The sequence below is a fragment of the Citrobacter freundii complex sp. CFNIH9 genome, from assembly GCF_002903305.1.
GTDB classification, from domain to species: Bacteria; Pseudomonadota; Gammaproteobacteria; order Enterobacterales; family Enterobacteriaceae; genus Citrobacter; species Citrobacter portucalensis.
On record NZ_CP026242.1, the window covers coordinates 218,066 to 237,158 of the forward strand.

Sequence of the window (19,093 nt, forward strand, 5' to 3'; positions counted from 1 at the left end):
AAAAAGCTAATAGGTTGGGCGACATAAAAATCTCGAAAGTTGCGCTGCGGGAGGTAGGACAGACAGATGTCGTTTTAATGAAGAGAAAGCGTGCCGGAGACAGGACAAAAAAAAGCCCCTACTTAGTAGGGGCAATGGGCGAGAGCCTGGGTGGCTCGTTCTTGAATATCGTACTTCTAATTATGTGCTACTCATAAGTTGAAATGCTTAATTCAAGCCTGTGCTGGTGGTGCTTCAGATTGTGGTTCTCCGCCAGTATTTGTGTTTTTCGCGGATTTGTAAGTCACTTTCTCCCCTTTCAATCGAGCTTGCCGATTTTCGACCCGGCGAAGCTGCTTGTTTTCTGCTTCAGTGATCTCACTTTGCAGGTTCTTGAGCATCTCCAGCATGCTTCGGTTCAACGTAAAGGAAATTTCTTCATCTTCGCTGGAGTCGGTCACTTCGGGAAGTTGGATATCACCGAGTTTCTGCAACAAACTCGTAGTGATGAGTTTGACCCCTTCTACGGCTTTTGTGGCGAGAACAGGTGGAACACGTGCCGGTTTAAAATCGGAAGGGACAACACGAATACTGCCACGTGGCGTCTTCTTAATCTTGATACCGCTTGAATCAGCTTTCTCAAGCTCGGCGATCATTTTTTCGATACGAGAGATGGCTTCCGTTTCACCGAACTCATCAATAAGGGATAGGACTGCAACATAGGAAATAGCATCGGCATGGATTAATTTTTTGATGTAGACAGAGCATCCGGTCAGACGAATGAGAGCAGCAATGGTTGTACTACTCTTGCCCTCACGTTCGGCAATACGATCAAGCGACCATCCGCCCAGCGCCTGAAGACGTCTGTAGGATTCACCCAGTGCCACTGGAGAAAGAGCCAGACCACGGTTCCCGTCAATTGTCGTCAGTTCGCAGCTGATCTCATCGGCTTTCATCTCGATGCAAAGAATGGTGAGGTCAGTATGTCCTTCTGCCTGAGCCATTAAAGCCGCTTTTAAACGGCAATGGCCCTGGCAAACGTACGGAATACCGTCTTTGATCAGAACGCGTATAGGGTCAACGTAATCACCCCGGATGAATGCACACTTGATGTTATTGAGATGATCTACGACTTCCGGCAGCTGGTAATATGCCTCCCCCATCCCCATCTCACGGGAGTTGAAGCCTGGCGAGATTTGAACCACTGAAGGGTTGATAGCCCAAGCTTTTTGTTCAGTGACTTCATTACAAAGGTCAGGGTTCGCGTCGCGGAACTGCTTCATGCCACTGACGAATCGGCCGGAACCTGTCACTGTTGAAAATGACACGAGGGGTGATTTAAAGACCCGTGAGTTAGTTTGCTGGGAATCAGTCATCAGATCACTCATAGATACTCCGTTGTATTCTTTTTTGCCATACCTTTCATCTGTGCGTGAATACTACCGGAAAAAAAAATCTCACTTTTTCGTTAAAAAGGTACTTTTGGGGTTTATTCCGAATTTCGCGAAGCAAAACGTTCTGATGCTCAGACCTAAAAGATTAAATAAACAATTAAAAACAAATGTTTATGCGAGCTAAGAAGGTAGTTAACTTTTTTGCCAAAAAGTGAAAAAAAATAAAAAAATGTGTCGGAATGAAAATTTCTTTCACAACACCCGCGATTTTCCCTGCTTAAACCTTGTTGGTTGTAATCCGGCTTTCGGTACCATAAGGGTGACATACCGATAATGCTTAAAGGAGAATACGCGTTGCGAAAACATACACCAATCATCAAATGGGCGGGGGGTAAAACCAAACTGATGCCATTCATCAGTCAGCATTTCCCACATGATCAGAGCCGTCGGTGGGTCGAACCATTTATCGGCGGGGGCGCTGTGTTCCTTAACATGTTTGCCACCGATGCACTCTTGGCAGACAGTAATCCGGATCTAATCAATCTGTACCGCAACATCCAGCGGAATAAATCGGCATTCATCAGAGAAGTGAATCTTCTGGCGGAAAGGGAATTTGATAAAGAGGATTACTTAAAGCTGAGGAACACGTTTAACAGCACCAGTTTGGATGATGCCCCGCTGCAACGAGCAGTCCTTTTCTACGCAATGAACCGACTCGGATATAACGGCCTGTGTCGTTACAATCTGAAACGTAAGTACTCAGTTCCGTGGGGGAATCGATCCAAGTTAACTCTGGACCCCCAGAAAGTCGATTATCTCTCATTCAGACTTTCTGGCGTTGAGCTGACAACCGCAGATTTTGGTCTGACGTTGGAGAGTGCTGGTGGTTGTGACCAAATTTATTGCGATCCGCCTTATGATAAAATCAGCAAAACCAGCTTTGTCAGTTATGACGGCATACCGTTCAATAAGAGCGCACATGTTAAACTGGCGGATATGCTGGTGGCAGCTCATCGTAAAGGGGCTTCAGTGGCCATATCCAACAGCTTGACTCCCTTTACGCTGGAGCTCTATGAAGAACGCGGTTTTGAAATTCATACTCTCAATGCTTACCGTTCTGTCGGCAGTCAATCAAAATCGCGAAAAAAGGAAAAAGAGATCCTGGCTGTCCTTCGTTAAGTGACAGTCAGTGGTTAGTCGATCGGGCTTATCCATTCCTCAAAGCTCAAAACTTCGGAATGGTCCCGACTGGCATAAGGAATAAACTGAAGCTCTTCGATGGACCGCTCCCCTCTCTTACCTTCACAAATAAACGATATAAGCCCCAGATCTGCAAGTTGGGTAAGAACATGCATGATTCGTACGTTCACCGTCTGCAACTGAAGAGCGTTAGCAATATCGGTAATTTTATGGGAATGGCGCCGAGACTTTCGCAAATATTCAAAAATGACAAGTTGGGTATTACGTCTCTTCAATAACTTCTCGGTCATAAATTCCTGAATTAACCCCCCAAGTAACACCAAGATCGGCCGCAGCACACCAGGGAACATCAAAGTATAAGACTGTGATGTTTTGATCAGTGTAAAGGACGTCAGAAAGCTAAAGTTCAGGCGCTTCTTTGAATACGGGATATATACGGCCAATGTAGTCGACAAGTGAGTAAGTAATTCTTCCAGATGATCCAATGTGATCATTGCTGTTTTATCGGTATTACGCAGACCGTGATAATCAATAAATGCCACTCTGGCACGACTCAGCCATTCATGTATGTTAATGGATACAGTGAACGGAGCATTTTCATCGACAACGTTGGCGGCATGATCAGCGAGCTGGTTGTGGATTAGCATAGACAGCTGGTAAAACGGAAACCGGCAGGATGGATGACACTGTAGTCCCGTTAGGGTAAGTTTTGTAGTACTCGAGCCATTTAGCGGAAAAGTAACTTTCCGGGATATAATTTTTGCTGACGCTCTTGCTGACTTGCAGATGAACCCAAGTCCAAGATCATTTTGCATACATCACTCCGTTTTAACAAAATCGCCTTAACCTGAATGTTAAGGAGAATAAAATTAAATATATAATTAATAAGATTATCATTTTTAATTTAAAAGATTAGTTAATAACGGGTGTTGAATTTAAAGAAATAGGCATATTTTTCGGAGTTTAAAACCGGGTAAAAACCCGATGCGTGAGCAACAAATTTGACGTGAGTGAGTCGGCACGACAGTGCAGAAAGCCTGTGGCTAATGAATAAACACCCTGTATTTGGGAGTTCTGTTCACTACGCACTAGGCTTTGTGGTTAATTTAAACACCGTCAGTAATGCGTAGGGCACAGAGTCAAAATAGTGGATCTTTCTCACCCTTCCGGAAAGATGATAGCTATGCCCCAATAAAACATGATCCTGCACATTACCTGTTAATGCGAATCCATCATTCTGCTTTTTGCCTGTAAAAGTAAAAAAGTAGCTGTGGGAGCCTTTTGAAAAAGCAGCTCGCACTTCTGTAAAAATGATATCAATACTCACTACATCACCAATGCTGAAAGAATGCTCAACAGGTACATCAGCGTTTTCTGGCAAATCTTTAGAAACGGGTTGGTAAGTTGAGTAGAAAGATTCTAACTGACGAACTGTTAAAAAGAGATTGTTGTTTAACTGCTGTGAAATGCTTACTGCAAACTTAGAATTATCGGCTTGTAACAATGCCAGGTGCCCGCTGTGCCTACGTTTCCAAGCGTCTAGATCGGGATTGCAGCGAAATTCCGGGATAGTTTCAAGAAATTCGATGCCCTCTTTCAGTACCAGTTTTTCCTCTGTGGCCGGTGACGTTTTGCTTCCATTACATGTCACGCAGACGGCGTTTGCGATTTCTCCTGTCCCTCCGCAGGCAAAGCATTCACGTGTGATCATGGCATAATAGTGCCCATCGTTACCGTGGAAAGGCTTTACGACCGCTGGCAATAAATAACCATCGTGAGTAAAAAAAATTGAATGTTTCATTTTTTAAGGTTCTCCAGACGTCCCTCCACGATAAGTAAAGCGTCAGTCACTTTCTGTACATACTGATCATGTCCTTCTTCAAAATGATCAAAGCGCTTACCAGCGTTGATCTCAACAATGTTACGGTCGAGCGAGGCTTTCGCAATAAGTAAATCGTTAAAAGTATTAATGACGGTAAAATGTACAATCTTGTCCATAAATTATCCTCAGCTATCTACTCATTTGTCAAAAGGTCACGAATTTCGTTCAGTTCTGTAACCTTAGATTTTGGAATGATGATTGCAGTATTTTCATCATTTAGAAGACTTAATACAAGTTGAAGTTTTGCTTCATCTAAAGTGATCTTTACACTTTCATTTGTTTTTGTGATTAAAGTGTTACTGACGTTCATAAATAAATTAGAATGCTGTCCGTCTAAAATTAATTCTGTCAGTTTATTATTGTCTGACATTGTTGACCCTACATTATCAATCAAACCAATAAATTCATTTTTTAACCGTTCAGTTTTTTTATGTGAAAGACGTTTAATACCTAACGAACTGCGAGTGATAGACTTTGTTTTAATGTCTTTAGGGTTAATATGTACAGGAGGTTTTTCCTGTTCTTCGAGTGGCTCACTGTTTGTTGCTGTTTCAACGGTTGTTGGTTTCGATAAATCAAGTACGCCAGAAGATGGCACTAAAAAAGAACAGGACTCCAAGTGTGCAAGGACTTTTGCATGATCATTGGAATACTTCAACATGATTTCAATCGCGAGTGTTTTTTTAATAAGGTTTAGGCTGATTAAACGTTGCAGTTCTAAAGGCATATCAAGGATTTTAAGCTGATTGCGAATCGCTGTGCCAGACCGCTGATAGCGCATAGCAAGGGATTCAACGGTAGAGCCAAGCTTCAGGGTCTCTGCGAGTGCGTAAGCTAGTGCAACGGGATTGAGACTGTTATTCCTGTTCCCATCAAGGTTCTCTAGGTATTCTTCGATTTTATCCTTGTAGTGCATAAGTACGACTGAAAAGAGCTGGATGTCAGCTCCTTCCGCGAGAGCAAGCAATAATGCTCTGTAACGACAATGCCCTTGCCGGACAACGTACTTGGAGTCCTTCTTTACTACCTTAATTAAATCAACACGTCGCCCCTCTTTATAGGCTTGCTTGAGAGAAATAATTGCCGATTTTACTGGCTCCTGTTCGTAACAAAGATCACCGATTACCGCTTCCCGTGGATTAAATCCAGGCTCGATAATAAGATCTTTTGGGCTGATTTCAATAATCTGATAGTCGCAATGATTCATATAAGCACCTTTTTTTATTACATGATACATTAATGCTCTCAGATTCAAACAACTCTGAAGGCATAAAAAACAAAATTTCTTTTAGTGGTTAGGTATCTTACTAATTCAAAAATAGACTGTTTTAAAAATTAAATTAAAAAGAAAATCTGAATAGTTTGAATTTATCTTTCTTAATAACTTCATGCTAACTGATATTTTTCCCGGCTGCATTCTATACAGGGTTTGTATCCAATCCTAAATTTGTAGGGCCAGAGCTCTTTCTCAGAGGGAATTTATCCCCGTTTTCCACAAGATAGATCAATTCTTTAGATCAATAGAGATCAATAGAGAACAATAAAGATCACGACCATTGTAACGTGATGATTTTTAAAAGAAATAGCAATGATCCGGCATTCAGGTGCATGCGAAAAGCATTTGATCGAATAAGAAAAGCATTTACTTGAATTGAAAAGGCATTTAGTTTAATGCGTGAAAAGCATTTGGACGAATAATCTATTCACAGCTAAATGTAGAAAGGGAAAAACATGGTGGGTAAGTTTAAATGAGTGATAACAATGAGTTAGCACATCCGTTTGATGTGACCAACACGGATACAGGGAGGACTTATCAACTGAGTCCAAACTCTTCGAAATCGGTCCAACCCATTGCTTTACTGCGCTTAAGTGTTTTTACCCCGGTGGGAACTAAAGAGAAGCGATTCAGAAATTTTGAGGTTGATGCTTCTGATGAGTTGTCGAGCATGGAACTGGCCCGGTCAGAAGGATACGATGACATCCGGATCACTGGCCTTAAGCTTTCGATGTCCACGGACTTCAAGTGTTGGCTTGGGTGCATTATGGCGTTCAGTAAATATGGATTCGCCTCCGAGAAAATAACATTGTCGTTCAATGAGTTTGCAAAAATGTGTGGTATCAGTTCTACAAATATCAACAAGCGAACCCGTTCACGATTTCAGGAAGCGCTGGCAAACCTCGCGTCCGTTGTTATTTCTTTCCGTGATTCTAAAACTGAACGCTTCACTGTCACACACCTTGTGCAGAAAGCTATGATTGACCCTAAGAAGGACACAGTAGAGCTCGTGGGTGATCCCTCGATGTGGGAGCTTTACCGGTATGATCATAAAACCCTATTAAGCTTACAGGTACTGTCGGTTCTCGCCAAAAAAGAAGCTGCACAGAGCCTGTACATCTATTTTGAGGCAATGCCTGCCGGAACGTTATTCGTTAACATGAAGCGTTTGCGTGAGCGGCTTCTTTTGACGACTCCAGTACGTACTCAAAACCAGATCATCAGAAAGGCTATGCTGGAGTTAAAATCAATAGGATACCTTGAATATCAAGAGGTTAAGAAAGGTAGAGATATTCAGTTCCAGATTTTTAAGAGAAGTCCAAAGCTTGCTCTGGCAAAACAAAGCTGATCCTCTGGTTCAGTTCGCAGAAAAGTAACTTTGGATGTAATGAGGCGTACGGGCATTCATCCAAATGCTTTTTTGGACGCCTCTGCTGATATGAATACCCTTCCCTGCTTCCCTGCTTCCCTGCTTCCCTGCTTCCCTGCTTCCTTTCTTACTTTTGCTTAAGCACCCTGGGAATTTTGAGCATTCGATCGAATGCTTTATTTAACTAATTTTCACTGAGTTAGATAACGAATACTAAGCAATTGATTTTGAATGATTTAATCAGAAGTCATTCATCCAGATGCCTTTAGATAAAACTACCCATCAACGTTTGTGCATAGTGGCTATACGTGAAAAATCCCTGTCCTTCTCATGTCACACTGAGATTTGCACAGAAAATTAAAGCCTGTAATTGTCTGGGACATGATTAGAACAGAGGCGTTTTGATAAATATCCAGTTCAAAACAGAGGTCCCATAAGTAAACATAACCTCATGAAAATAAAAGCAAATCGTTTAAAAATCCCATAGTGGTGGTGAAAAGCATTTGCTTCAATGGGGGGAGAAAAGTGACCTTTGTGAAAAGCACTTGCTTCAATGGCGACAGAAAAGTGCCTTTTGTATAAAAGCATTTGCTTGAATGAGTTTGTGTAAGGTGCCTACGTTGGAAACCCCTGGCATGAATGAGGCGGGAAGATGCCTTTAGCTGAAAAGCATTTGCATGAATGGGACAGTAAAAAGGTGCCTTTAGCTGAAAGCATTTGCATGAATGGGGCCGCAAACGGTGGCATTGGTCGAAAAGCATTTGCATGAATGGTGCAGCAAACGGGGCATTGGTCGAAAAGCATTTGCATGAATGGGATAGTAAAAGGTGCTTTTGGTTGACAGGCATTTGCATGAATGGCGCCGTAACGGTGTCTTTGACCGGAAAGCATTTGGATGAATCGACCTGAAAAGGTGCCTTTGGACTGAAAGTACCTCTCTTAATGGGATTCGATAGCTGAATTTCACCAAAAAGCATTTACATGAATGGAATAGTAAAAGTTGCCCTTGGTCGAAAAGCAACTGCATGAATGAGCCCGGAAAAGGTTCCTTTGGTCGAAAAGCATTTGCATGAATGGGTTTCGGATATGTGTCTTTGCTACAAAGGCATTTGCATGAATGAGGCTGGAAAAGGCGCATTGTTTGAAAAGCATTTGCATGAATGGGGCGACACACAGGATGTGGCTGAAAAGCACTTGTATCAATGGGAAAAGTGACTTTTTTAGAATGACATCCTTACACAGAGCTTTCTCAAATATCGGACTGGATGGTTATCACAAAAATGGTGAAGAGATAGACGATGAACTTCTTCCCTATAAAGAAAAAATAACCTGCCTCACCTTCTTCAATCCGATATACACACGGTATTCACATGTGACATTCATAGGCTAAAAAAACACCAGGCGCAATTAAGGGAAAAAAAGGGTGGTTAACAGAAAAATGAAAGAAAAATAAAAAGTATTATGCAAATGCGTTTACGTGAACTCAAATCAACACGGAGTAATTATGGAACTGACATTGAATACTAACGTTGAAAGAGAACAAACTAACGCTTTTGCATTTCTGAAGTCTAAACATGCAAAAGTGCCTTTGTTTATTCTCCTGTTTTTAGCAAGTTGCGGTTTAGCGTACGCGGGTTCCGACGACGGAGCCTTCGGCGATATCTGGGCCTACATGAGCGAAGCATTAACTGGTGCGCCGGGTAAAATCATCGCTTGCGGCATGTTGTTCTCCGTAGCTTATTTCGGCGTTGTAAAACCTAACCTTGGTTTGGCGCTGGTTTCAGCATTAATGATGCTGATTATGGCAAACGGTGAAAAAATTATCAGCACGTTCCTGGATGCTGGTATCCCGCTGTGATTTGTTAGAACAATAACGATGAGGGGGATATTCCCCCTCTCTGGAGTTTTTATGACAAGTCAGTACGAGGTACCTCCACATACCTATCGTTTCCCTTACAGAATTAATATGCCTTTGTTGATTCTATTCTGGGATGCAAAGCAATTGGGTATAACATTCGTGACTATCGCGAGTGGTAATATTTTTGATTTCTTTATAACTTCTGTAGTTGTTGCGGTTGTGTTTTGGTTTGCATATAAAAAAGCAGCTGAAGAAGGAGTTAGAGGAAAACTCAAACACAAACTGTGGTGGTTCGGCTTGTTTCCAGGGAAATCAGTGTTTAGTAGTCGTTACTTTACCGATCCATTTATCAGAAACCTCTATTCTTGATGGAGCTAAGAATGAAACTTCTCAGCAAGCTTAAAATTCCATTCATTAAAAGTGCCAGTAATGGCGATTTTGATAAAAAGGACGAGACTTCGCAAAATGGAGGCGAAGACTCAAAAGGACGCTTTCGGGATTCTAAAGCTCGCTTTAGTAAAGAGATTGAAGCTTCTGAAATTGGAATTACTTATAGTGCATTGATTAAACGTGACGAAAAACTCTTACGTGTGAATTCAATTGCTATATTAGTCATCGCAGTTTTAGTGGTAAAAAATCAATTTCTTACCGATCCTGTGACTATTGTGCTTCCGCCTAATATGACGGAAGAAGTTAAAGTTGTGGGAAATAAAGCCTCAGAGTCATATAAAACTCAATGGGCCTTATTCTTCAGTACTTTAATTGGGAACATAAACCCAACAAACATAGGCTTTGTAACAACAACCATATTGGATGCGCTTTCTCCGGATTTACAGGCGAAAACCCGTGAGTCATTACAGCAGCAGACCAATATTATGCAAGCTCGTGGTGTTGAACAGTCATTTAAACCGATCGATATGTATTATGACACCAAAAATGACATGGTCTATGTCTGGGGAACGAAATCAACGCGTTTGATTAATGTTCCGGACAAAACAGAATCATCAAAATGGACGTTTGAATGGGTGCTGGGTATGAAAAACGGACGACCACGCATAGCCTATGTAAATCAGTATTCTGGTACACCAAATATTAAGAAAATTACAATCAACGGCAAAGAACAACTGGCAACACTCGATAATCCCCCGCCGTCTACAGGTAACTAATTATGACTTCTAAAAAGGGCTTTCGCTGTCACGCGATTACAGCAATGATCTTGCTGGCAACTTCGAATGTAGTCTTTGCTGAAGACTATCAGTTACCGGCGACAGTAAATAACCCGGTTGTTATGCCTGTCGGGGCAGATGAATTTCAGAATGGTGTGAAAAATGCGATTATTAAAGAATCTGGCACCGGCCCCGCGCCTGAGACGTCACAAGCAACAAAACCGACCACTGAACTACCAAGTCTTTCACCTGCAAGTAGTGCCTCCCCAGCTGTCAATGAGATAACTGGCGCATTGTCAAAAAACCCTACGCTTGTCGGTTATCAGCAACAGGTTAAATCCGGAAATTTTGATAGTTACGGAAGACCGGCAGGGAAAGAGCCTCAACAAAATGCACAAAGCACCGGGGCCCCTTCAAAAGCAGATGAGTTATATGTAGAGGCTCGTAATCGCTACAAAGAAGTGCAGCGAGTAAACGTCCCACCGGGTGGGAATATTGTACTGCCAGTTTCACGGGGTCTGCAAAACAGAATTTCAACTTCATTTAAAAACGCATCTGTAAGTACTTCAACGCCAGGTGATGAAGCCAGTATTTTCGTTAACGGCGGCGATGTATTTATTTCAACAAACACGGATAAGCCAATTGGAATAATGCTTTCAGAAGATTCAGTGCCTGAATCGACTTATAACCTGACACTGGTTCCACTGGATGTTCCTGGTGCAATGATTTCGGTCACAACTTCTTTGAGCCCGACAATGCAGGCGAAACGTGAGACATCTTTGGATAAACATAATTATGATGAGATGCTGGCACGATCCCAGTCAGAAGAGTTGGCACCATCTGACCCTCGTCAGGATGACCATAAACAGCGGATCATTGATTTACTGACTCCGGTTGCGCTAGGTGAGGTTCCTTCTGGTTTTAGTTTACAAGAAGACCGCTTGTCACGTATACCGAGCTCAGAGCAGTCCCCGTGTAATTTCAATATGTATTCAAAGTTAGGGCAAAGACTTGTGGGATCTAGGGAATTGATAGATGTCATTCTTGTTAAAAATGACAAGCCTTACGGACAAGTTGTCGCTGATCAGCAATGTATAACTGAAGGAGTAATTGCAAGTGCTTTGTTCGATAAAGCATTTCTTCAGCCTGGAGAGGAAACCGAGCTTTACATTGTGCGGGATAAATTATTTAAAGAGCGCCAGACTCGTGTAACCACACGACCAAGCCTGATTAAAAGATAAAATGAGAAAAGCTACTTTTCTTACAGGGGTCTCATTTGGACTAGTCGTTTTTTTGGGTACCAGTTATTACTACCAAACTGAGTACATTCCAAAAGGAACAGTGAATATAGTTCCCGATGACCACCGACCGGGTGAGACAGTTGACGATGCGTTTGAAGAACATACGATAATTATAAGCGACCCTACCCTTGCGCAAAAATTCGTTGGAAGCTCAACCGAGTTTGAAAGTCGGCGCGGAGTTAAGGAAATTAAAGAAGTTGGTTCGCTTAATAATGGTAAGGATTTTGCCCCTGTTGAATCCGATAATTCAGGATTGAATTTTAAAGATAAATGGCCCAGGGCGGGTGAACCTTATATCGTGCCTCAGATGACAGAAAACGAACGAAATTTGAAAGTTAAGCGCTTCCAGCAACCAAAGAGTGGAGTTAATAATGGACATTAAAAATGCCTGGGAAAATAAAACTGTCAGAATCTCAGTAATTGGTGCTGCGTTGATTGTATTGATTATCGTTATTAGTCAATCAATTTTTTCCACTCCGGTTAAAAAAGAGAAGAAAACCCAGAAAAAAGATATGCAAACTGGGTTCCTGATTGATGATTCACAAATGACTAAGCTGAGTAACGAGGAAAGCCAGAAGACTTATAACGAAATGGTCAGGCAGAACCGCATTGATCAGAATGCGGCAAAGGCAGATCGTGATAAAGCTGAAAAGGCCCAGCAAGAAAGCAAAGTACAGATTGCCAACCTTGCTTCACAAGTCCAGCAGCTCTCGACGCAGTTGACTGACATGCAGACCTCACGAAACGGTAATCGTAATCTCGACGCAGGTGGGTCACGCAAAAACGTCAATGAGCAGGCCCCAGCAACGCCATACCAGCTAAATCCAAATGCTGCGGTGAATGGGGCTAGTTCCGGATACGCTCCGATCACACCGACCCGAAATAGCCCAATGCGGACTATCACGCAGAGTTCAATTAAGACAAATGGTTCTGATGGTGTCATTCAGGTTATGCCGATATCCGAAAGCCGGATAAGAGAGGGGCGTGAGGTCGTTGCTGGCGGTGACAAAGCCCCGACACGAACTATTCGCGGCGACGGGACCGCTCCTGTAGACAGTAAAGCTCGGCATGCGGCACGTAAAGACGAAATGTTTCTCCCAGCGACGTCAATTATCACAGGGGTGCTAATTAATGGTCTGGAAGCCCCAACGAGTCTGTCGTCTAAAGCTGAACCCATGCCAGTCACTATGCGTATTAAAAAAGACATCATCATGCCAAACAATTTCACGATGGATTTGCGGGATTGTAATTTGTTGGGTTCAGCTGTGGGTGATCTGGCGTCACAGCGAGCATACATTCGGGCAACATCAATATCTTGTGTGAACTCGAAAGGAAAAGCTTTCGACGTCAAACTGGAAGCATACGCAGTTAGTGAAAATGACGGGAAAAATGGTATTCGTGGAAATCTGATAAGTAGAAATGGAAATGCGATCGCAGGTTCTGCTTTTGCAGGAGGCCTGTCAGCACTGGCTGGTAGTCTGAGCCCATCTAAGGTGTCTTCGTTAAATATCGATCCTAACTCAACGGCTGAATACCAATCGCCGAACATCGGGGCATTAGGAGCGTTGGCCGGAGCCGGAGCAGCTCAGGGCGGTCTAAACCGTCTTGTGGACTACTACACATCAATTGCTGAGCAGCAGTGGCCAATAGTCGAAGTTAGCCCAGGGCGCCCAATTACGTTTATCGTTCAATCAGGCGCAACAATACCTACAAACCTGACGAGTCGCTGAGGTTAATTATGGAAAATAACATTGAACCAGGAACAAAAAGTGATTCTGCTGAAAACGTGAAGCTTGAGGCGGCTAAACCTGTTGGGGGTATACGTACAACCAAAAAAGTAACTTTGGAAATAGATATCGAGAAAACCCTCAAGTATTTGATGCTAGCTGGCCTAGCTGTGCTTTTCGTGATCTATGGATACAAGGGGGCGAGTTTTGTTTATGAAAGCGTCAAAGCAATGTCGAATCCGTCCTACCAAATTGCAGTACTTGATATGCAAACTTTAAGGAAAGAATTTAATAAGCAGAATCCTGAGCCGGATTTGGTACAGTCTAAAAACAACTTTGAAAATTACTTTAAAGCATTAATGAAAGTTTACCGTTCTCGTGGCTATTTGGTTATTGATGCATCATTAGCAGTAACAATTCCAGATAATGTTCAAATAGTCTCTTATATCGACCTTGGTGGAAGTTTTGGTGAGGTACAATCTCTACAAGGCGAAACAAAAGAAAGTGAGATACGATAATTGAAAAAGTTACTTTTATCTCTGCTGGTCTCTATGATCACAGTGTGTCCACCCCTTACAAATGCTGCTGAAAATGTATTAAACAACACTGATGCAGCTGCATTAATGGAAAAAGCAAAAGAAGGTGGAGTGTCCACGAAACCTTTAGAGGGCGTACTGGCGAAAATGCAAAGCTATAAGCCTAAAGATGTTATTTACATCCCGACTGGAGGTCTTTATCTGTTCCAGGATGAACGTTCGCAGTTGATGGCTGTGACCACTGATGGACGTTATACAATAACGGGTGGTAGCGTCATGGACATTCTTCAGAGAAAGTCAGTCTTATCCGTAGAAGATGTACGAAAATCCTACTTTATTAATTTAGACGACGCCCCCTTTCCTCTTGATACTGTGGCATTGATCCCTTTAGGAAACCCAAAACTAAAAAGACAAGCCGCTATTTTTATCACGCTTGATTGTGATGGTTGCCAAGATTTAATAAAAAAATTCTATGACGAAAGAGAAAAATACCGGGTTGACATCATTTTAATCCCCTCCCCCGGTGAGCCAAAGCAAGAATTACGTCAACTATGGTGCAGTAAAGAAAAAGGCAAAGTGAATGACCTTGATATCTTGCGTTGGCTTATGGGAAATAAGACCGATATAGAACAAAGGCTCCTGACAAAAAAAGAGGCAGAAACATGTCCGGCTGAGCCATTGGTAGGATCTCTGATGCTGGCAGGTATTTATAAATTACAGGGCGTACCTTCAGTTGTGAGACAAGACGGACTTGCCGGTAATGGCATACCGAAAGATTTTGATTCATGGTTAAAACAAAGTGTCGAACCCTTACTCAAAAACCCATTTGCTACTAATTAAGGTAATGAAATGAACATTAAAAAAGTTATTTTCAGCGCTCTGGTTGTTGGTTCATCTTCATACCTAGCGGGTTGTACTATCGGCAGCTCAGAATCAGAATGTCCGGGAATTGAAAAAGGGGTCGTTTGTAAAGGCCCTCGTGAAGTTATGGAACTAACGAATAACCGTGATGATCTTTCCGGCCTTGCGGAGGAAGAAGCTAATTCGGGAAAGGAGAAATCGGCTGTCAATGACAGCCAGTACCCTGCCCAAATTTCGCCGCCTGGCGCTGTGCAATACCCTAAGTCTGCCGTCTTGGTAAATAAGCCTGTGACATACAAGACGACGCAAATTAAACCTGCTGGCCAAGTCCCCGTTATGTACGATGAGACATTAAAAATGGGCGCGCCAACATCAACAATCGGGCCACGGCCGATAAGCGGCGTTCCAGTTAATTCTAATGTAAGGATGACAACGAGCTACAGCTCAACAGGTGCATCCGGTAACCCTTTTATCCATCCGACTGCTGATGTCATGAAGCAAACAACACAGGTTGTATCTCCGGCACCTGTACCGCGCTACGTTGCGCCAAATTCCGATATCAGTGCTAGTAAAGACCTTTACTCCGTTAATAATGGACAGCCTGTAAACCCTACGCTCAGCTCTGGCCAGATCCAGCAATACCGTACACAAGGGTATAAACAGGCTGTGGTAGCTCCAGAACCGCTTGCTGTACTTCAGCAAGGCCGCGTCATGAGAATCACCTTTGCACCATACACGGACGATAATGACGCTTTAAACCTGCCTGGCTTTGTCTATGTGAATGTCAAACCCCAAACTTGGATTGCGGGTAAAAATTCGACATCAAATCCGGCGCGAATAGTTCCTTTGCAAGTTCAGGATGCCGCTCGTGAAAATATGCAACAGCAACAGCGAGCAACGAAAGCAGTTTCGTCTAACGGTATTATCAGACAACTCTGAGGTCGCGAATGAAATCTGCTAACATCTATAATAAAGAATTAAGTCGCCACCAGTTTGGTGGGTTTATTCCTGTATACGACCAGATTCCTGGCACGAATTATTTTCTAATAGACGGTAATCGGCTTGGGTTTATGTTTATTTGTAACCCCTCACCTGGTGTTTTTGATAATCAGCAGGATGTGTTAGCTGAATTATTTAAAATGGATTTTCCTACTGACACTATCTGTCAGACCTCATTAACAGCACTGCCGGACCTGACCTTGCATTTAAGTGCCTGGTCGGCAGTTCGTGGTGGTCGAATGGAAGGACATGATAAGCTTAAGGGGGACTTACTCACGGCCTACCAGCTGGATTATTATGATAGAAGTCTAAATGAACCCTTAAAACCGGATCATGATAAATTAATGCTTCGTGACTTTCAGATCTGGATGTCATTTTCTATTCCGTTGAAATCTGCGCTTCCTACTGAAATTGAAATTAATCGCATCGATGCACTGTACTCTGACCTAATCAGTAAGTTGAACACACTGGGCCTTTTTCCACATAAAGTTAGCGCCGAAAACTGGCTTTATTGCATGGATAAATTAATGCATCCGGGAAAAACATCACGTTGGGCTGAAGGTCATGTTGAAGTCAACACTATGAGGCGTCTTAACGAACAGCTAAATGTTCCGGGGCGAAAATATACAGTAACTGAAAATAATTTTTCATCTACAACGCAGAGTACTGATGTTTCTGAACATCGTTATTTCAAACAATTATCTGTGGTCAAGTTCCCAGAACATGTAAATTTTGGAAGCATGTATGAACTTGTAGTGAATTGGATGAATGGGCGTAAAACTATATTTAGCCCATTTATGATAACTCAAACAGTCCATTTCGCCGATCCCTTAAAATTAGCTAGAGATAACGTCAGATATAAGGCAATTACTAACAAACAAGCTAGTATCCCAACCGTCTTAACGTTTTGTCCAAGACTGAAGGACATGGATAATGATTACATGGCGGTAACACGTGAACTGGAAGATGGGGCCCGTCTTTTACACAGTTATCTGACATTTACCGTCATGGGGAATTCAGCATTAGATGTCCAGTCTGCCGCAGACCAGTTAAAATCATTTTATCTGGAAAGTCGCGTTAAAGTGGCTGATGATTCATACATCATCTTTCCATCTTTTGTCTCTTGCCTTCCAATGTGTAATGACCCCAAGACGATACTAGATCTGGACCGTTTTGAGGTAGTCAGTAATACTGGTGCAGCGCATATGACCCCTCTATTCGGCCCATGGAAAGGTAATACTGACAGACCTGTACTTAACCTCGTCTCACGAGAGGGCCAGCTGTTGGGGCTTGATATCTTCAAGACTTCTGCCAGCTATAATATGGTTGTTGGGGCGACTTCTGGTGCAGGCAAATCGTTCTGGGTTGCATACATCATTAATAACTATCTTGGTGCAGGGCCGCGTTCTAATAATCTGATCCATTATCGTGATACTTTTGAAGGTTTCAAAAACAATGCTTATGATGCATTTGACCCTGATGGAGCCCAGATTTTTGTAGTTGACGTTGGTCGCTCGTATCAGGGTATTTCGGAGCAATATACAAATAGTCAGTTTATAGATTTTGGTAAAAAGCCTGATTTTACTCTGAATCCGTTCGCATTTTTGACCGATGTCACTGTTGCAGACCGAGTTTTTGATGAAGCGCCTGTTTTCAATGACGACTCAAATAATAACGATGAAGAAAAGGATAAAGTTGCACAGACCATTATGGTCCTGAATCAGTTAAAAATAATGGCATCTGAAAAAGGAAATATTGACGACTTTCAACAATCGGTCATGCTTCAACTGATTGGTGATGAATATAACGAATCACGTAAAGTCGGAAGTACAGGCTCTATTACAGGATTTGCACGCCGCTGTTCTGCCCATGAAGATAAGCGTATTAAAGATATCGGTGAGCAATTAGGGCAATGGTGTGAAGGAGGCATTTACGGAAATCGATTTACCGAAAAGCTCCCGCCAATAAACTTCGGTAGTCGGTTTATAGTTCTTGAGCTTGAAGAGTTGAAGGGTACCCCTCACCTCCAGACAGTCGTGCTCATGTCGATCATTCAAGCTGCTCAGCATGCAATGTTTATCAAAAAGGACGGTCGCCGCCGGTTGTTCATCCTTGATGAGGCATGGGAGTATATTCGCCCGGATAATGCTTCAGGCTCCAGTAATCAGTCAAATCAGTTTTTCTCATCTTTCCTTGAAGCTGCCTGGCGCCGATTCAGGAAAACGAACTGTGCTGGTATTTGTATTACCCAGTCCTTTGAAGATTACTTCACCTCCTCGGTAGGTCGAGCCCTGACGGCCAACTCGCCGTGGAAGATCATCATGAAGCAGGAAAAGGAGAGCATAGAAGCCATGAAGGCTAATAACTACTTCTCCACGACTGATGCTGTATATGAGCGTATGAAAAACATACGAACGATAAAGCGTGCATTTTCTGAGATGCTCGTCCGATTCGAGAATTTCCAGGAGATATGTCGCCTCTATGTAGACAGGAAAATGGAGCTTTGTTTTACGACTGACAGTACCGACCGTGGAAAGCTATGGGAAATACAAAGCCGTCTTGATTGCTCTTACGGCGAAGCAATTGAGATACTGTATGAACAGGAAGTTGCTAGCAATGCAGCTGCATAACGTTTAAGTAGTACTGGATACCTCATCTTTACTGGATGAGGTATCCGTACTTTACTCAAAATACAGGTTTTTAACTGTGTTACACTGCCCTCCCCCGCAACAATTGTTCAGGTTCAGAATTTCTGGATCGAATTAACTCCCCTAAATATCCCTAAATATCCCTAAATTTTATTTGTAGATACTGTTGATTGGCTTCTCTGGGGCTTCTACTTAAGTTGATTGGTGATGTAGCTTTTATACGGCTGATGTTTAATCATGCTCGGCCTGTGCTGAGCTAAATTTCCTGCCTTGGATACGGATGTTGTGGTTGCAAGTGATAACCAAATTTGTCGCGCTACTGTATATTAGATATAAACACTATCTTTATGGTTAGCTAAGCAACCCATAATTTCTTATGTATCGATTTAAAGTTTGGTAAGGCATTGAAAAACAAACAATAACTCATGTCTTGTTGGTTTGTTTAACAAGTTAGAGATAATATTTGTGAGTTGGTTTCTTTTTGTTTTGTTAGTCAATTTTCGTATTTGTGGTTATCTAAACCAACCATAACTATTAAGTTGCAGTTTTGTTTTGAACTAAAATGAAATGCCTTCTATTTAGGTTGGTATAGTCAACCATTTTCAGCTTCAAGTGATTACTAGAATATGGTTAATCGAGATGTTGTAACTGGTTGCTATCTGTAAAACAAGCGTAGTGCCATTTACCAAAAAACCTGAAATTCGCATCTTGAAATTGGGGAAGTTTATTCCTAATAAAACAATTTACTGACGATCCAACCAATTCGCTCCGCCGGGTATGTGCGCCTTAATCTCCAAAATTGGTATATAAACACCTTAAAGTTTATCCCGGGTGTTGAGTAACATTGCTTTGCATAATTTAGCCAAAGGGTTATAGGCTCAGATTCGGCGTGCTTTC

General features: G+C 42.3%; 18 protein-coding genes. 13 read left to right on the forward strand and 5 right to left on the reverse strand.

The window, feature by feature from the left end:
* Nucleotides 1-212: 212 nt before the first annotated feature.
* Nucleotides 213-1,367: a ParB/RepB/Spo0J family partition protein gene (locus C2U43_RS28455; RefSeq protein WP_022652146.1), complete on the reverse strand. Its 1,155-nt coding sequence runs from the start codon at nucleotides 1,365-1,367 to the stop codon at nucleotides 213-215.
* A gap of 411 nt (nucleotides 1,368-1,778) precedes the next feature.
* Here C2U43_RS28455 and C2U43_RS28460 point away from each other — a divergent pair, with 411 nt between their 5' ends.
* Nucleotides 1,779-2,552, forward strand: coding sequence for a DNA adenine methylase (locus C2U43_RS28460; protein ID WP_044256781.1), 774 nt, complete (start codon nucleotides 1,779-1,781; stop codon nucleotides 2,550-2,552).
* A 14-nt stretch (nucleotides 2,553-2,566) separates the two neighbouring features.
* Here C2U43_RS28460 and C2U43_RS28465 read toward each other — a convergent pair whose 3' ends face one another.
* The 4 genes from C2U43_RS28465 to C2U43_RS28480 form a co-directional block, all read right to left on the reverse strand.
* Complete coding sequence (locus tag C2U43_RS28465) at nucleotides 2,567-3,388, reverse strand: hypothetical protein (RefSeq protein WP_015063094.1); 822 nt, start codon at nucleotides 3,386-3,388, stop codon at nucleotides 2,567-2,569.
* Nucleotides 3,389-3,654: 266 nt separating this feature from the next.
* Entirely contained in the window at nucleotides 3,655-4,374 is a 720-nt protein-coding gene (locus C2U43_RS28470) for a hypothetical protein (RefSeq protein WP_015063095.1), read from the reverse strand.
* Nucleotides 4,371-4,571, reverse strand: a complete 201-nt coding sequence (locus C2U43_RS28475; protein ID WP_022652148.1) for a hypothetical protein — start codon at nucleotides 4,569-4,571, stop codon at nucleotides 4,371-4,373. Before C2U43_RS28475 ends, C2U43_RS28470 begins: the two co-directional genes overlap by 4 nt.
* A 17-nt stretch (nucleotides 4,572-4,588) precedes the next feature.
* Nucleotides 4,589-5,662, reverse strand: coding sequence for a hypothetical protein (locus C2U43_RS28480; RefSeq protein ID WP_022652149.1), 1,074 nt, complete (start codon nucleotides 5,660-5,662; stop codon nucleotides 4,589-4,591).
* Between the two features lie 541 nt (nucleotides 5,663-6,203).
* Between C2U43_RS28480 and C2U43_RS28485 the strand changes: the two genes are divergently transcribed.
* From C2U43_RS28485 to trhC, 12 genes are all read left to right on the forward strand, one after another.
* Entirely contained in the window at nucleotides 6,204-7,079 is an 876-nt protein-coding gene (locus tag C2U43_RS28485) for a RepB family plasmid replication initiator protein (RefSeq protein WP_015063098.1), read from the forward strand.
* A 1,050-nt stretch (nucleotides 7,080-8,129) separates the two neighbouring features.
* The gene (locus C2U43_RS29525) at nucleotides 8,130-8,315 is read left to right on the forward strand and encodes a hypothetical protein (protein WP_032610388.1); all 186 of its coding nucleotides are present in this window, start codon (nucleotides 8,130-8,132) and stop codon (nucleotides 8,313-8,315) included.
* A 289-nt stretch (nucleotides 8,316-8,604) separates the two neighbouring features.
* A complete protein-coding gene (locus tag C2U43_RS28495; protein ID WP_015063100.1) occupies nucleotides 8,605-8,958 on the forward strand; it encodes a hypothetical protein in 354 nt (117 codons plus the stop codon).
* A 51-nt stretch (nucleotides 8,959-9,009) separates the two neighbouring features.
* A complete protein-coding gene (locus C2U43_RS28500; RefSeq protein WP_022652151.1) occupies nucleotides 9,010-9,327 on the forward strand; it encodes a type IV conjugative transfer system protein TraL in 318 nt (105 codons plus the stop codon).
* A gap of 11 nt (nucleotides 9,328-9,338) precedes the next feature.
* Nucleotides 9,339-10,124, forward strand: coding sequence for a TraE/TraK family type IV conjugative transfer system protein (locus C2U43_RS28505; protein WP_022652152.1), 786 nt, complete (start codon nucleotides 9,339-9,341; stop codon nucleotides 10,122-10,124).
* A gap of 2 nt (nucleotides 10,125-10,126) precedes the next feature.
* A complete protein-coding gene (locus tag C2U43_RS28510; RefSeq protein ID WP_015063103.1) occupies nucleotides 10,127-11,365 on the forward strand; it encodes a TraK domain-containing protein in 1,239 nt (412 codons plus the stop codon).
* A 1-nt stretch (nucleotide 11,366) separates the two neighbouring features.
* Complete coding sequence (gene htdO / locus C2U43_RS28515) at nucleotides 11,367-11,807, forward strand: plasmid transfer protein HtdO (RefSeq protein ID WP_015063104.1); 441 nt, start codon at nucleotides 11,367-11,369, stop codon at nucleotides 11,805-11,807.
* A complete protein-coding gene (gene trhB, locus C2U43_RS28520) occupies nucleotides 11,797-13,155 on the forward strand; it encodes an IncHI-type conjugal transfer protein TrhB (RefSeq protein WP_022652153.1) in 1,359 nt (452 codons plus the stop codon). Before htdO ends, trhB begins: the two co-directional genes overlap by 11 nt.
* Nucleotides 13,156-13,163: 8 nt before the next feature.
* Nucleotides 13,164-13,670 carry a hypothetical protein gene (locus tag C2U43_RS28525; RefSeq protein WP_015063106.1) on the forward strand — a complete coding sequence of 169 codons (507 nt, stop codon included), beginning with the start codon at nucleotides 13,164-13,166 and terminating at the stop codon, nucleotides 13,668-13,670.
* A gap of 105 nt (nucleotides 13,671-13,775) precedes the next feature.
* Nucleotides 13,776-14,528: a protein-disulfide isomerase HtdT gene (gene htdT, locus C2U43_RS28530; RefSeq protein ID WP_185757620.1), complete on the forward strand. Its 753-nt coding sequence runs from the start codon at nucleotides 13,776-13,778 to the stop codon at nucleotides 14,526-14,528.
* Nucleotides 14,529-14,537: 9 nt separating this feature from the next.
* On the forward strand, nucleotides 14,538-15,488 hold the full coding sequence (locus tag C2U43_RS28535; RefSeq protein WP_015063108.1) for a TraV family lipoprotein: 951 nt from the start codon (nucleotides 14,538-14,540) through the stop codon (nucleotides 15,486-15,488).
* Between the two features lie 8 nt (nucleotides 15,489-15,496).
* Nucleotides 15,497-18,178 carry an IncHI-type conjugal transfer ATPase TrhC gene (gene trhC, locus C2U43_RS28540; protein ID WP_040113303.1) on the forward strand — a complete coding sequence of 894 codons (2,682 nt, stop codon included), beginning with the start codon at nucleotides 15,497-15,499 and terminating at the stop codon, nucleotides 18,176-18,178.
* The last annotated feature ends 915 nt before the right edge of the window (nucleotides 18,179-19,093 follow it).